Genomic DNA, 15378 nt, shown 5'->3' on the forward strand with positions numbered 1-15378 from the left:
AGATGTTCTTTTTTCACATTTGAAACTGGTACATGAGGTTCTCACTGGTGGTGTGAACATTTGCGTGTCAGGTTTTTGCCTGACTAATTGAACTGTAAATCATAAAGTTCTTTGTAGCGACCGTTTTGCGCCATTAACTGCTCATGATTTCCAGCTTCAACAATTTGGCCGTGTTCTAACACGAGAATTTTATCAGCGTGCCGCACGGTTGAAAGCCGGTGTGCGATCACTAACGACGTCCGATCGGTCATTAACCGATCAAAGCTTGCTTGAACAAAACGCTCTGATTCATTGTCTAATGCGGCCGTCGCCTCATCTAAGATGACAATTGGAGCATTTTTCAAAAAGACCCGGGCAATTGCAATTCGTTGCTTCTGGCCGCCAGACAGCCGAATCCCGCGCTCGCCTACCTGAGTCGCCAAACCTTGAGGCAAACTGCGAATAAAATTCGCGATGTTAGCCGCTTCGGCAGCCTGCCAAATCGCCGCTTCGCTGGCAGATGGCGTCCCATATTCAAGGTTTTCTTGAATGGTGCCATCGAGCAAAATCACATCTTGCGAAACGATGGCAATCTGCTGGCGTAAACTCATCAGATCCGCCTGCCGCAAATCGATGCCATCCATCAGAATTCGCCCGCCAGTGGGATCATAAAACCGCGCCAATAGATTCGTAATCGTTGTTTTCCCGGCACCGGAAGAACCCACTAGCGCTACCACTTCTTCTTTATTGATGGCAAAGTTGATGTCGTGCAACACCGGCACATCCTCATCGTAACTGAAGTCCACGTGATCAAACCGAATCTGCTTCTGAAATCGTGGTAAGTGCACGGCATTAGGTGGCGACACAATTTGTGGTGAAGCGGCCTGCAACGCTTCAATCCGTTCAAATGACACCGTCGCCTGTTGCAACTGTTGAATAAGTCCGGTCAACTGGCGAATCGGCGCCTGCAAAATGCCAAGATAAGCAGTGTAAGCAACGATCAAACCGACCGTAAACTGGCCGTGCATCACCTGGATAGCCCCAAAGCCCAAAATAATCGCCGTTCCTAAATAGTTGACGAAATCGGTTAACGGCGAAAAGGTTGCACTGAGCTTGGTCGCTTTAAGCTGATAGTCACGGTTGCGCGCATTGGCGTGTTGAAACATGGTTGACGTCATTTTTTCGGTAGTAAAACTTTTAATCAATCCAATGCTCGTTAAAGCCTGCTGAATTTGATTATTCATCATCCCGGAGCTTGCCCGCACCTGGCGATAAGCAGCGCGAATGCTGCGCACGAAAATATTGTTCAGAACAAATAAAATGGGGAAGGTCAACAAAATCAGCCCGGTCAGTTGCCAATCCTGAACGATCATCAGAACCAGCACCACCACAAAACTAAGCAGGCTACCAAATAATCCCAGCGTATTGCTTGAGATTAGCCGCTGCAACGTATTGACGTCACTGGTGAGCACCACCATCAGATCACCGGTCTGACTCGTCTCAAAATAGCGCATATCCAATCCTAACGTGTGGCGAAACAGGTCATCCCGCATGCGCGCAATCGCATGTAAACTGACTTGCCCGATCCAATAAGTGCTGAGCCCACTTAGCAAGCCGGCCACCGCCGTCAGCAATAACGCCAAGGCAATCGCGCCAAGCAGCGTCCCCATAGCACGCTGGGGAATCACCTGATCAATGACATATTGCGTTATTCGCGGAACCAGGTACGAAGCCACGGCTACGCCAACCAATGCCACAATGATACGTAACAATTTGCGCTTCATATCAGCCAGCTGGCGCCAGAAAAATGCGATCATTCGCCAAGTTGTTGATTTCGCCAAATGAATGCCCCCTTTTCCGAAGCTTTATCATATAACAATAATTTTAATTTGGCGATTTAAATGCTCAGGCTTCTATATAAGTTCTGACTAATCTTACGTTAATCTTAATCATTCAATCCGGCATGAGCCATGAAAGAAGGCAGATCATATTGTCACAACCTGAGGAAACGAAACAGTCTGCTGAAGGGGTAACCTGCTGTCTTTGGAGTCTTGGTAGACAGGATTCTATGAGTAGCGAGGACTACTTAATAGTATTTAAAAATCTCAAGTCTTACTCGACTTGAGATTTTTTTAGTTGTTGGAAATAGGCTTTTCCCGCTGGTGTACGCGTTTGCATGTGCAGGTGTGGTGTTCGTCATGGTCACAGATGCGTTAAAGGGAGCTCTATTTGAGGCAATTGAGTATCTTACTGCGCTTTCTATAACGCGCTCACAGTCGCATAAATCTGCGTGTAAGGACCTCAGACCTAAATGGCCAAACCCCAGCCATTTAGGTCTGAGGCCACTTACACTCCGATTTCTAAACGCTCCTGTTCGCGCTCAGCTTTCCATAACGCGTTCGCCAGCCCAGAAACCGGGCTGGCGAACGCTCAACAAAAAAAGCCCACAAGCAAGCTTGCGGACTTGAAACGTTTATTCAGAAATTAGTCAAGAATTTCGGAAACAACGCCGGCGCCAACAGTACGACCGCCTTCACGAACGGTGAACTTGGTACCTTTTTCGATAGCGACCGGAGCAATCAGGTCAACTTCGAAAGTAACGTTATCGCCAGGCATAACCATTTCAACGCCTTCTGGCAATTCGATCACACCGGTAACATCGGTGGTGTGGAAGTAGAACTGCGGACGATAGTTGGAGAAGAATGGTGTATGACGGCCACCTTCTTCTTTTGTCAAGATATAAACTTCACCCTTGAACTTGTTGTGCAACTGGATGGAACCTGGCTTTGCCAGAACCTGACCACGTTCAACTTGGTCACGGTTGATCCCACGAAGCAGAACACCAACGTTATCGCCGGCTTCACCAAGATCCAAAGTCTTACGGAACATTTCAAGACCCGTAACAGTGGACTTGAGAACATCTGGCTTCAAGCCGATGATTTCAACTTCGTCGCCGACCTTAACGGTACCACGATCGATACGGCCAGAAGCAACGGTACCACGACCAGTGATGGTGAAGACATCTTCAACAGGCATCAAGAATGGCTTGTCGGTTTCACGAACTGGGGTTGGGATATATTCGTCGATGGTATCCATCAATTCCATGATAACCTTTTCCTGTTCCTTGTCGCCTTCAAGTGCTTTCAAGGCAGAACCACGGAGGACAGGAATATCATCACCAGGATAATCGTATTCGCTGAGGAGTTCCCGAACTTCCATTTCAACCAAGTCGATCAATTCTGGATCATCAACCAAATCAGTCTTGTTCAGGAATACAACGATGTAATCAACACCAACCTGACGTGCCAACAGAATGTGTTCACGTGTTTGTGGCATTGGGCCATCAGTTGCGGCAACGACCAGAATCGCACCGTCCATCTGCGCAGCACCGGTGATCATGTTCTTAACGTAGTCAGCATGCCCTGGTGCATCGATATGTGCATAGTGGCGCTTTTCCGTTTCATATTCAACGTGGGCGGTGTTGATGGTGATGCCACGTTCTTTTTCTTCTGGTGCAGCATCAATCGAAGCATAGTCCTGCGCTTTGGCAAGGCCTTTCTCCGCCAATACTTTGGTAATAGCCGCGGTCAATGTTGTTTTACCGTGGTCAACGTGCCCGATCGTACCAATGTTTACGTGGGGCTTTGTGCGTTCATAGTGTTCTTTTTCAGCCATGAAAAAACGAACCTCCTGTATTTTTCGTAAGAATACAGGATACGTTTGTGTACCCTGATAATCCTTTACGTTTAAGTGTACTACATTTGAGCGTAAATACCAAAACAAATATCTACGCTGGAAATGAATTCCAGCAATGAGTATACATGGTCATTTTCACTTTGTAAACAGATAGCGTCAAGTTTCTTTCATTTACAGTGAAAACGTATCATCTCGCCTATTCGGACAATTTCGCCGTTTCGGCCGCCTGCCATGCGAAAAGTTTGTCAAAACCAGTTGCTTTTCCCTGATGATGATCAAGGTACGCCTGCACAAACGCCGCTTGATCCGGAATCAAACGTTCGATATCCGGATACAAAAATGCGACTTGCACTCGCGCCATCTGGACAAGTGCCTTGCCTAACTCTTGATCGTCATCGCCGAGTGCCTCCTGAAGCCGCGCCAGAATCTGCGGTCCCGCCGTTTCCTCCGCCATCCCCGGCAGTTCACTGGGAATCAGAGTCTCCTGCCGATCGTAAGCTTGATACTGTACCGGTTGATCATACCCGACATTTGTCAGCAAATCTAACAATGAGACACGCATGGCAACCGGTACTGACAAGTCGGTCAAATCAGGTACCGCGGCTTCAATCAGCTGTGCTTTTGGCAGAAGTCCGACCTGGCTGAACAGATCTTGCTGTTCTTGCCGTGAAAAGCCGCCTAAATGGCTTAGTTTTCTCACCAAGTCGGCAATTTGTTCGCCTCGCTGCTTTAAGACCACTTCTTCAGCTTTTTCGATTTGTTTCAGAAAATGTTGCCGCCGCTCCGGCTCCAGCTCACGCACCATCGTCCGCGCCATGACGAAATTCAATGTACCCAGCCAGGCATCCAGTGCTAGTTGGGTGTCTGCATCGGTTTCTAAAAATGTCTTGTAATGCGGCAGAATCACATTCAGGCTTTCATGATATTGCTTAAGTCCGTTCAGACTGGCCGCTAATGGCCGGGCAATGGCAAAATTCTGCTCCGCCTCATAGGCCTTTTCAAGATGTGCGGCTGCTGAGGCAAAGTTGCCCTTTTGTAGAGCTTTCTCACCAATAACAAAGTGGCGATTTTCGTTGTCCGGTAATGATACCATCTTTGCCATACAATCCTCCTATCTTGTTGATAATCACTTGTCTCCAAGCTAAGAAAAAAAATCCGGATACTGTTCCGAATTTTTTTTCTTAGCTATTGGCGCTTGGCACTATTTTGGTTAACTTCCATAATCACCGGTAAAATCACGGGACGTCGCTTGGTTTGCTCAAACAAGAAGCGGCTGAGCTTATCGCGAACATCCTGTTTAAGATGGGTCCAATCGAACTCCTTATTATCAAGATTCTTTTGAACCGTTTCTGTAACCAAAGTGCCACTTTCCGCAAGTAAGTCACGGCTGGTTTTCAGATAAACGAATCCACGACTGGTTACTTTAGGCGTGGAAACGACCCGCTTTTTCTTGCGGTCAATCGTGACGACGGCAATAAAGATGCCATCTTCAGCGAGCATTTTACGATCGCGTAGGACGATGTTGCCGATGTCGCCAACGCCAATGCCATCGATCATGGTGTTGCCGGCATTGACGTGACCGGAAGCATTCATCTGGCCCTTTTCATAGCGTAAAATGTCGCCCATGCCGACAATAAAGATATTTGCCAGCGGGATTCCGGCTTCATGCGCGATTTCCGCATGCGCCGCCAACAGCCGATACTCGCCTTGGACCGGTATCAGATATTCTGGCTTCAACAGGTCGATCATCAATTGAAGATCGTTCTTATAAGCATGGCCAGAGGAATGAATATCATCGCCCAAAACCTTAACGTCCCCCCCAGCACGATAAATCATATCTTTTGTCCGCGCCGCCATGGTTTCCATCGCATGGGCAATGGTTGTCGTGATGAAGACGAGATCGCCGTCATGAATGTGGATGAGACGATGACGCGACGTTGCCATTCGTTGCAGCGACTTCATCGGTTCGCCCATTCGGCCAGTTTCGAGAATGACGGTTTTTTCTGGCGCTAACGCCTTTAATTCCTTGGTTTTTGCTAAAATATCGTCATTAGGCAGCTTGATATAGCCTAAGCGAATAGCCGTCTTAACCACCTTTTCGACATCCCGCCCGGTCAAGACAACCCGGCGGCCGAGTGATGCGGCGGCATTAATGACTTGCTGAATCCGCTGAATGTTGCTGGCAACCCCTGCCACAATAATCCGACCATCCTGATATTCAAATGTTTCTTTGATATGGTCGTAGATTTCATGCTCATTGGCATTCGGATAAGGCGATTCCGCATTGGCTGAGTCTGACAGCAACGCCAGAACCTTCTTATTACCAATCTGTGCCAGCCGCGACCAGTCCGTTTGATACATTGGAGTTGCACTTGGGTCAAACTTAAAGTCCCCGGTGTAGACAATCTGGCCTTCACTGGTTTCAATATCGATCCCCAAAGAACCCGGGATACTATGCGTGGTCTTAAAGAACGATACAGACACATCGCCAAAATCGATCACGGACTTTTCGTCAATGACATGAAAGTCCTTAAATTTCTTTGCCTGACTGTCATGCTGCATAAAGACTTTGGCCATGGCAATCGTCAATTCCGATCCAAAAACCGGTACGGGATGGTCTACCAGAAAATACGGTAGCGCCCCAACAGCATCTGCATGCCCGTGGCTCAGGAAAATACCGGCAATGCGATCAGCATTTTCGGTTAGGTAGCTAAAATCGGGAATAACAACATCAATTCCCAGTAACTCATTATCAGGATATTTTAATCCAAAATCGCATACAAAAATTTGGTCGTCAACTTCGACGGCGTACATGTTTTTTCCGTTTTCACGTACCCCACCAAGAGCGACCAGATTGATCTTCGTCATGGTTTCACCTCGTGGTTAAATTATGGAAGCATCGTTGCAAACTGTGCGTTGCAACATGCTTCCGCCGAATAAATTCTGCTACCAGTGTAACACACGAAGCGTTGAAAACCTATAGAACCGACATTGCCGGCACCTGATCCAATGATGTTTGAATGCAAAAAGCCTCCCCGAACTGCCGGCCTAGCAACGTTTGATGAGCTGGTAGCAAGTCAGCGAGCTGCATAAGACGGATTTATTCGAACAGGCATGTAACGTGACTACTAGCGTTCTTTTTTTCAATGGTCGTTTTTAGTTGCTCGTACTGCCATCCATTCACACTTCGTCGGCAAAGAACCTGCGGACAGTTGCCTGATTTTGCTTGGCCGCTTCAAGTGCAGCCCGGTAACCGGCATCGCTAGTTTGTGCGGCATCCAAATGGTACTCGGCGACTTCGCGGCCATCCGCCAGAACCACGGCAACTTCAGGCGAACTGCCAGCAGCAAATTGTTGCCCATGATCAAGCGCCATGACTGCCAAAGCCGCGCGATCGGTTACTGGGCCAAACCCGACACCGTGAGCATGCGGCAGCAGATTAACTAACCAAGTGCGCAAGTCAGCTGGTTGTAATTTTTGATCAGGCACCGTTAAAAACGCTGCTTCGCCCAAGGACCAGAAGTCCAGAGACGTGCCAGCAGGTTGGCGAATTAAAGTCAACGGGAAAGTCTTGCGTGGCCGGCTGGCTTCATCAGGTGAAAGTGCCGTTACCATTGCTTTAAGCGACTCCGGCAGCATGGAGGTGTCAACATCAAACCCCAGCAAACGGTTAGCGATCAGCCGGATTAATTGCACAATTGCCGGATCAATTTGAGACGAAATAACTTGAGCCTGCTCATCGCGGGTCACGGCAACAAATGCCCAGTGACCGTTTATTGCCGCAAGCACCCAAGCGCTGTTTGGGGTAGCGCCCAAAACAGTGACCCGTAATAGTTGATTTTGATAGCGCTGCCGGTATTCTTCGTACATAATCGCCCATCTCCTTAGCTGGTTTGTCTTGCTGTTACGTTGGTTATAGCATTTTGACCTAGGAATAGCCAAGATGACATCACGCGCTTATGGGTGCAGGATCCGGAGTATAAAGACCTTGGTCGCAATGGCCAAAAACTGCAATTAGGGCAAAAGTGTACTATTCAAGGCCTGATACGATACCCCTCTTCTGATTTCTATAACGCGTTCGCAGTCGCAGAAAGCTACGTGTAAGGACCTCAAGGCTAAATGGCCAAAACCGCGCTTTCCCTTGCTACTACCATAACGCGTTCACCAGCCCAGAAACCTGCACATAAGGACCTCGAACCTTAATGGCAAAGCCCAGCCATTAAGGTTCGAGGCCGCTTATGCTCCGGTTTCTAACCGGGCTGGTTCACGCTCACACCAAAAAAGGCCGCCTCAACAGGCGACCTTTGGTGAATAGCTTAACGACGCAGGCCTAATGACTTGATTAAGTCACGGTAGCGGATGATATCTTTGTTACGCAGATAAGCCAGCAAGTTACGACGATGGCCGATTTTCTTCATCAAGCCGACGTAGCTATGATGATCTTTCTTGTGAACGGACAAGTGATCGTTTAATGCCAGAATTTCTGCTGTCAAAACCGCGATCTGAACCTCTGGTGAACCGGTATCACCATCATGTCGTGCATATTGCTTAATGATTTCGTTCTTTTGAGTTTGGTCAATTGCCAATGTTGTGTACCACCTTTCTGAGTATTGCCTGAAACTGAGTAAAGCGTCGGTGGATCGCCAAACTAAGTATCAGGTTCAAAGTACTGTCTAACTTTACCGGAGTTGACCGGCGATTGCAAGTCATTTTAGCTATCAAGCAATTTTCCTTTACAACTTTTTATTGCATTGGTCGCTTGGCTTCTGTATAATAGCGTCTGTTGAAACTTATGCAGTTTTATCATAATCCACTGTTGGAGGTGAACATCTCATGCCACAAATCAAATCTGCAATCAAGCGTGTTAAGACACAAGAAGCCGCTCGCGAACGCAACATCGCTCAGTTGAACGCAATGCGTACTGCTGTTAAGAAGTTCAAGAGTGCAACCGAACAAAATGCTGACAACAGTCAGGATCTTTACAAGGCAGCAACTCGTGCCATCGACATGGCAAATAGTAAGGGCCTCATCAAAAAGAACAAGGCCGGCCGCGATAAGAGCCGTCTTTCAGCCCTACTCAACAAGTAATCAAGGCGTTAAGCCAATTTAAAACAGCTACCATGTGTTTTTCGACATGTGGTAGCTGTTTTTTTGATGGCCAAGCATTTGATTGACAGATGACGACCATCTTAATGAACGAGCCGCACGATTTATTTAGATGCCGGTCATTGTCTGGTTAACGTACCGCATTGGATTCGCGCCGATGACCACGATGCCCAGCCGCCGACTGTCCCGTATATTTAAGCATAAAAAGTTCAAACGCCAATTCCTTATCAATGGTTCCGGTTTTCATAGCCGTCTCGGTATCAACCAAACCACTATAAGCCTGCGCTAGCTGTTGGTAAGGCAATCGATCAACTTGTCGCAACGCCAACTTGACGCGATAAGGATGCGCCTTAAGCGTTGTGGCAATGTTCCCCTGGCCATACCCTTTTTGTGCCAACAGCTTAACTTGCAGTAATAAACGAAATTGGCCAAGCATCAAGGCATTCAACCGAATCGGCTCTTCTCGTTGGGCAAGCAGATCCCGGTACAATGCCAAAGCATCCGCTGCATGTTTGCGTAACACATCCGTGACCAAATCAAAAACACGGTCATTGAGTTGCTTTGGTACGAGTGCCGAGACCGCCGCAACGGTTAGCGGGCTACCATCGCTAGCGTAAGTCAAAAGTTTGCGCACTTCTCCCATCATGATGGAATACTGGCCATTCGTGCGCTGCACAAGTGTGTCCAGTGCTGGAGCCTCAATGCTAACTTTATGTTGCTTGAAAATTTGCGCCAATGCCATGCGGGCAGCGCGTTCATCAAGTGGCGCCGCATCAACGATCAATGCCGACTTTTTCAGTGCTTTCGTCAGTCGCTTACGTTCATCCAACTTCTTGTAAGGTGCCACCAACACCATCATGGTTGACGGCACGGGATTTTCAAAATAGGCCTGTAATCCGGCAAGATCATGATCAATTTTATCCGTACTTTTCTCGCCGGTTAAAAAGTAAGGTGCGTCAATCACTACTTCTCGATAGTCCCCGAAAAACGGCATCGAAGTAGCGTCGTCTAAAGCCACGCCAACAGGTGTCTGATGCATATCGTAACGACCGAAGTTCATTGCCTTTTGATCTTCGGGAATCATGTTGGCAATCGCTTGTTGGGCCTGCTCGCGCAGTGCCTGTTCTTCGCCAAGAATGAGCGTCAGTGGCGGGCGATCGCCATTTTTTAAATGTTTGATAAAATCACGGACCTGCATGTGACTTGGACTCCTTTATTTTTAACCAACTGAATAACTCGTCTTCTTGCCGATAGGGACTTGATTCGACCCATATCATCCCCTGTTCATGCGTGCTTACCGCTGGCACGCCGGCCTTGGCAAACGTCTCAAGTGTCTCCCGATGCGGGTGGCCATAACGATTGGCAACTCCAGCAGAAATTAATGCTGTCTTTAATTCTAAACTTGCAACAACCGCGGGATCACTGGAAGTTTTTGAACCATGATGCCCTGCTTTTAAAAAGTCGGCTTTAAGTTGGCGCGGTAAAATCTGGGACTTTTCAATCGTCTGATCAGCGTCACCGGTAAACAACCAGTTACTTTTGCCTATTTTACCATAGAGCACAATCGAATCAGCGTTCTTATCTTGTGGATTCGGGCGCGCATCTACCGTTGGCCAGAGCACCTGAAATTGTAACGGGCCCACCTGAAGCTGCTGATCAGCCGTAACAATTTGTACCTTCGCCACGCGCTGCCGAATCTTGCGAATCATGGGATGATCCTGCGCAGTTGGCGTCGTGACTAGGCGATCAATTGGGATGAGTCGGGCCAGCAATGGAGCATCCCCTAAATGATCCATATGCGGATGGGTCACGACCAATGTATTTAACCGCGTATATCCGCGCGCATGCAGGTAGGGAACAATTGCACGGCTAACAGGTGGATGACTGGTTTGGCCAAAGATTCGGCCGCCTGTATCAATCAACATCACGCCACGGCGAAAAGGCGCTTCGATTAAAATAGCGTCCCCTTGACCCACATCAAACATCACTACCCGATAATTCGGCTGATACCAGCACCACGCCAGCACAACCAAAAACCAGCTAATGGCTAATGGCCACTTCTGCCGAGTAATGACAACGGCCATCACGAGCACACCGGCAACAGCTAACCAACTAGGAAAAGCGCCGATGATCATTTGTCCCGGCAGTCGGCTCAGTCCGATCAACACGGTTTCCAACAGCTGGAGGGCATCATTGAAAAGGCGTGTCAGCCCCGAATGTGGTAATGCCAAAGCCACAACCAGACCAGGCATAATCGCCAGTTCAAAAATCGGCATCAACAACCAATTAAAAATCACTGTCAGTACATTAAAGCTAAATGTATGCCAGGCAATAACCGGCATACCAGCCAGAACCAACCGCCAATTTAGCTGCCATTTATGCATGGCCGGCAAACTAATGAGTAAACCGGTCATTAAATAAGTCAGCTGCCCACCCATCGTCATTAAAATTCGCGGCTGCCAAATTAAATTCACCATCAGCACCATGCCAAATAAATCTAGACCGGTAAAGCCTAACTGAAGATAGCGATTAACGATGCCGGCTAGTCGCATCCAGACAGCGCGCCACAAACCTGCCCCCAATGGCAACAAGAGCAATAAAAGCGGCAACAAGCCCATCAGCGCCAAATCAACAACGCCTTGAGGTATCCGAAGTCGGGCAGCGAACCAGTATAGCGCCGCGACTAATGCAAACAGATGTAATCCGGATATGGAAAAAAGGTGGAAAACGCCTAAGTCGACAAATGCCTGCCGCTGGGTCATAAAGTCATCATCCATTTGGCCCAATAACAGTCCCTTTGCATATTGGCGTACCTTAGGCGGCAATTGGGCAAAATAAGCAAAGATCTTAACGCGCCAACCGTCGATGACATCCTGTAGCTGCCGTTTCGGCTGGAATGAAAAATCTAAGGTTGGTTTAACTAATTCATAAGCAAGTTGCCGACTCTGCCACGCATAAGTCGCATAATCAAATTCATACTGATTGCGCGCTGGAGCTAGACGTGTAACTTCGTAAGCACCCTCTAGCCGCACGGGCTGATCATTCGTTGCCAACTTATCAGCAACCGCCTGAGAGACCGTACCACGACTGCTGACACTGACGCCGTTAGCCGCCCGACCGATAAAACTAACATAACCCTCTTTAAGTTTGATGGCCGATGCCGGAATAGCGATACTGCCATGTGGTTGGGGCGGATGACGCCACTGAAGGACATCCATAACGCCGCGTCCCAGCCCAATCACGAAAAACAAACCAACACAAATAGAAATCGTTCGATCCGTTTTAATAATCAGCCAAATGACCAATAACCCCGTCACCCACCAAAACCCGATGCCGCCCATGATACCAGCAAGTAAAGCAACTGTCACCAAAATAAGCCGACCGCTCATGGTCCCAGCGTAAACTGTGGTGCCAAGGTTTCAAACGTTTTATCGCCGATTCCCGGAACCTCCTTGAGCTCGGCAATCTCTTTAAAGCCGCCGTGACTATCCCGATAATTAATAATATCGGCCGCCTTTTTCGGTCCGATCCCGCTAATCGTTTGCAGCTGGGTTGCGTCTGCTTTATTAAGATCAATAGCACCACCGCTACCGGCTTGAGCTTTCGATTCGCCGCTTGAAGCAACCCCGGAAGTTGCCGTTGTAGCCGGCGCAGCAACCGTCTCCCCTTTTTCCGGTACATGCAGGCTTTCCTGGTCACTGGCAATCTTGGCTAAATTAACCTGTTGCATATCGGCATTGGCCGTCAACCCACCGGCAGCTTTGACGACCTCATCCCACCGCGTGTTTTCCCGAACCGGATAAATACCGGGACGCAAGACTGCCCCTTTGAGATGTACAAATCCTTGTGCTGGCCGACTGCGACTGCTTGCACTGCCAGAAGAACCGGACATCATCACCTGGGAACTGCCGCTTGCACGCACATTCTCGGACAGTGGCTGGCTGGCCGAGCTACCTTGTGCTTGTTGCCAAAAAAAGAACCCGCCAATGACGATAATCAAAGGCGCGTACCAATATGTTTTGAGCCAATACGTCAGTGTCGTCATTTTTCTCACCTCAACAACACATTACGCAAGCCATCTAAAAAGAACTGCCAAATTGACAGTTCCCGTTTCAAACGCATAAAGCTACTCGGCGGTTTTCGAATAGTTTTCCATATATCGAATCACATCACTTAAAGTCTTGACCGGTACGATTTTCATTTTGGTCTTAATTTGCTTAGCAGTCTGCACCGCTTCCGTATAGTTGTTGACATAATTCGGATCATAATGCTTCAGCTTTTTGGTGGCAGGCTGATTCGGAGCAAAGAAAACTTTGGCCCCCTTGGCATCCGCGGCGACCACTTTCTTATCGATGCCGCCGATTTGCCCAACGTGACCAGCTGGATCGATGGTGCCGGTTCCGGCAATCACATGCCCGCGGCGCAAATTTTGATGGGTGATCTGCGTATAGATCTGTAAGGCAAACATTGTTCCGGCACTCGGTCCACCGATATTCCCCGCATCAATCTTAACTTTAGGATCACTGGTAACTGACGTATTCTCGGTCAGCGTGATGCCGATGCCGGCGCGCTTCGTCTGTGGTAAGCGAATCAACTTCGCCGTGGCCTGTTTGGTCTTGCCTTGACGTTGGTACGTCAACGTAATGGCTGTGCCCACTTTTTGCGATTTAATCGCATTCACATAAGCGTCGGCAGTTTTATATGATTTACCATTTAATTTAGTAATGGTGTCACCGAGAGCCAATTTTCCCTTGAAAGGCGACTGCGGCAAAATCGACATCACATAAATGCCGCGATGATGGATCTGATACGGTTTCTTGGCAGCTTTGAACGCTGCTGCGACCGCATTATTGGCAGCACTTTTCATATAATAGGCCTGCAACTGATCGTATTCGGCGCTACTGTCATTGCCCATCAAATCTTGCTTGGAGACAATATCGGTGTGGGCCTGCGTTTTGCTAAACAGTAATAACGCGGGTGAGGCGGGACCGACCACGCCCACCGTCGTTAACATATAACTCCCCTTGGCATTATCCTTACTGCCGGTGACCTTAACATAAGGCTTCAACGACTCCGCCGAGCCCGGCACTTCCAGATAATAGTTCGTCGGGAAGAACAGAAGTGCAGCTAGCACGATAACGCCAACCAAAATACCAATGAGCCACCGCCAGCGTTTTTTCTGTTTTAACTGATTAGTTGGCTTGATGAGGCTCACCTAGTTTCTTGTATAAGGCCTTTTCGACTGGCGCCGGCACAAACCGATGAATGTCGCCACCAAACGCCGCGACTTCCTTGATAATCGTACTGGACAAGGCGTCATACTGCTTATCCGCGAGCAAAAAGACCGTTTCAATCTGACTGTCCAAGTCATGATTAACCGTGGCAATATCAGCCTCATAGCCGAAGTCCGCAACGTTGCGAATGCCACGAATAATAAACTGGGCGCCAATTGATTTAGCAAATTCAACCGTCAAACGTCTAGGTGCCGCTACTGCTTTGACATTTGGCAAGTCGGCAGTACTGGCCGCGATCAATGCCAATTTTTCATCACTTGAGAAAAGTGCCTTTTTGCTGGTATTCGTCATCGCCGCCACGACCACTTCATCAAACAAACGACTAGCCCGCAAAACGGTGTCCAAATGACCATTTGTAAAAGGATCAAAGCTGCCGGGAAATACTGCGATTTTTTTAGTCATGATCTTCCTCGTTTCGCTCTAAAATCAAAACCTGGGCCACGCCATAGGTCTGGCGCCGCAGTTTGGTATATCCGGAAATGACCTCTGGATAAACGACATCCAGTCCGGTTTCAACCAAGACCCGGCCGCCGGGTACCAAGAGATCACCACTGACAAATGCAGCCAACTGGGCCATCACACGTTGTTGCGCGTACGGCGGATCCATCAAGATGAGATCAAACGATTGCTCAGCAGCAGTAAAATGGTCGATTGCTTTGGCCACGGGCATCTTCAAGATCGTAAAACTTTCCGGATGTTTGGTCAGTGCCACATTGGCCTTGATCGTTTTGATCGCTGCATATTGGCGATCCACCAAAACAGCATCATGCATCCCGCGTGACACCGCTTCGATTCCCAGTGCCCCGGTACCTGCATATAAATCAAGAGCATGGCCGCCATCAAAATATGGTCCAAGCATATTAAACATGGATTCTTTAACTTTATCGGCTGTCGGTCGCGTCTGGTTACCCGGAACCGCGTTCAATCGCAAGCCGCGAAAAGCTCCGCTAATGACTCGCATGATGATCCCCTTTTGGCTTATCGGTTGTTATCCGGTCGCGCCGCCGCTGTTTTGCTTTGGTTTCCAGATCTTCTTCTGTCGGCTTGAATTTACCGATATCGCTACCGAATTCGGTTTTTAATTCCGGACGATGCGATGGTTCGACACGTTTGACAAACCGCAACTTACTTAATTTATTGCTCGCTGCCGTAATTTCATCGCGATCCATATACAAATAAACGTATTTCATGCGCCGCGAAACATACATGATAGTGCCGTAGCGCCGCAGCGTCTTAAGTTGCTTAAGTGAATACACCCAAACAACTAGGCCCTGCCGTTGTTTCATTGAGAACATGCTTTCAC

At 48.4% G+C, this 15378-nt stretch carries 13 protein-coding genes and 1 pseudogene; 1 reads left to right on the forward strand and 13 read right to left on the reverse strand.

Translation table 11 applies throughout. The features are described from left to right. Nucleotides 1-83: 83 nt before the first annotated feature. From LACZS1_RS08665 to rpsO, 6 genes are all read right to left on the reverse strand, one after another. Nucleotides 84-1820 (reverse strand): ABC transporter ATP-binding protein, encoded by a 1737-nt coding sequence (locus LACZS1_RS08665; RefSeq protein WP_070651819.1) that lies wholly within the window; start codon nt 1818-1820, stop codon nt 84-86. A 643-nt stretch (nt 1821-2463) separates the two neighbouring features. Beyond that, nucleotides 2464-3654 carry an elongation factor Tu gene (gene tuf, locus LACZS1_RS08670; protein WP_010488554.1) on the reverse strand — a complete coding sequence of 397 codons (1191 nt, stop codon included), beginning with the start codon at nt 3652-3654 and terminating at the stop codon, nt 2464-2466. Between the two features lie 217 nt (nt 3655-3871). Next, nucleotides 3872-4777, reverse strand: coding sequence for a hypothetical protein (locus LACZS1_RS08675; RefSeq protein WP_070651818.1), 906 nt, complete (start codon nt 4775-4777; stop codon nt 3872-3874). Nucleotides 4778-4860: 83 nt separating this feature from the next. Continuing rightward, entirely contained in the window at nt 4861-6543 is a 1683-nt protein-coding gene (locus LACZS1_RS08680) for a ribonuclease J (protein WP_047106075.1), read from the reverse strand. Between the two features lie 312 nt (nt 6544-6855). Next, nucleotides 6856-7545, reverse strand: coding sequence for a hypothetical protein (locus LACZS1_RS08685; RefSeq protein WP_070651817.1), 690 nt, complete (start codon nt 7543-7545; stop codon nt 6856-6858). 446 nt (nt 7546-7991) lie between these two features. Next, nucleotides 7992-8261: a 30S ribosomal protein S15 gene (gene rpsO / locus LACZS1_RS08690; RefSeq protein WP_005685642.1), complete on the reverse strand. Its 270-nt coding sequence runs from the start codon at nt 8259-8261 to the stop codon at nt 7992-7994. 247 nt (nt 8262-8508) lie between these two features. On the opposite strand from rpsO, the gene rpsT reads away from it, so the two are divergent. Then, the gene (gene rpsT, locus LACZS1_RS08695; protein ID WP_010488569.1) at nt 8509-8763 is read left to right on the forward strand and encodes a 30S ribosomal protein S20; all 255 of its coding nucleotides are present in this window, start codon (nt 8509-8511) and stop codon (nt 8761-8763) included. A 148-nt stretch (nt 8764-8911) separates the two neighbouring features. Here the strand turns inward: rpsT and holA are convergent, their stop codons facing one another. The 7 genes and pseudogenes from holA to LACZS1_RS08730 all read right to left on the reverse strand — a co-directional run bounded on the left by holA (nt 8912) and on the right by LACZS1_RS08730 (nt 15370). After that, nucleotides 8912-9979, reverse strand: coding sequence for a DNA polymerase III subunit delta (holA, locus tag LACZS1_RS08700; RefSeq protein ID WP_010488571.1), 1068 nt, complete (start codon nt 9977-9979; stop codon nt 8912-8914). Next, entirely contained in the window at nt 9966-12170 is a 2205-nt protein-coding gene (locus LACZS1_RS08705; protein WP_306402838.1) for a ComEC/Rec2 family competence protein, read from the reverse strand. The genes holA and LACZS1_RS08705 overlap by 14 nt, the downstream gene beginning before the upstream one ends. Further along, nucleotides 12167-12649 (reverse strand): annotated as a pseudogene (locus LACZS1_RS08710) (ComEA family DNA-binding protein); the annotation flags it as partial. The pseudogene LACZS1_RS08710 and the gene LACZS1_RS08705, both read right to left, overlap by 4 nt. Before the next feature lie 258 nt (nt 12650-12907). Next, complete coding sequence (locus tag LACZS1_RS08715) at nt 12908-13996, reverse strand: SepM family pheromone-processing serine protease (protein ID WP_070651815.1); 1089 nt, start codon at nt 13994-13996, stop codon at nt 12908-12910. Beyond that, nucleotides 13974-14477, reverse strand: a complete 504-nt coding sequence (gene coaD, locus LACZS1_RS08720) for a pantetheine-phosphate adenylyltransferase (RefSeq protein WP_039638970.1) — start codon at nt 14475-14477, stop codon at nt 13974-13976. The genes LACZS1_RS08715 and coaD overlap by 23 nt, the downstream gene beginning before the upstream one ends. Then, on the reverse strand, nt 14470-15036 hold the full coding sequence (gene rsmD / locus LACZS1_RS08725; RefSeq protein ID WP_070651814.1) for a 16S rRNA (guanine(966)-N(2))-methyltransferase RsmD: 567 nt from the start codon (nt 15034-15036) through the stop codon (nt 14470-14472). Before rsmD ends, coaD begins: the two co-directional genes overlap by 8 nt. Continuing rightward, entirely contained in the window at nt 15023-15370 is a 348-nt protein-coding gene (locus LACZS1_RS08730; protein WP_070651813.1) for a YlbG family protein, read from the reverse strand. Before LACZS1_RS08730 ends, rsmD begins: the two co-directional genes overlap by 14 nt. Nucleotides 15371-15378 lie beyond the last annotated feature (8 nt).

Source organism: Lacticaseibacillus zeae subsp. silagei (genome assembly GCF_030770335.1).
Lineage (GTDB): Bacteria > Bacillota > Bacilli > Lactobacillales > Lactobacillaceae > Lacticaseibacillus > Lacticaseibacillus zeae.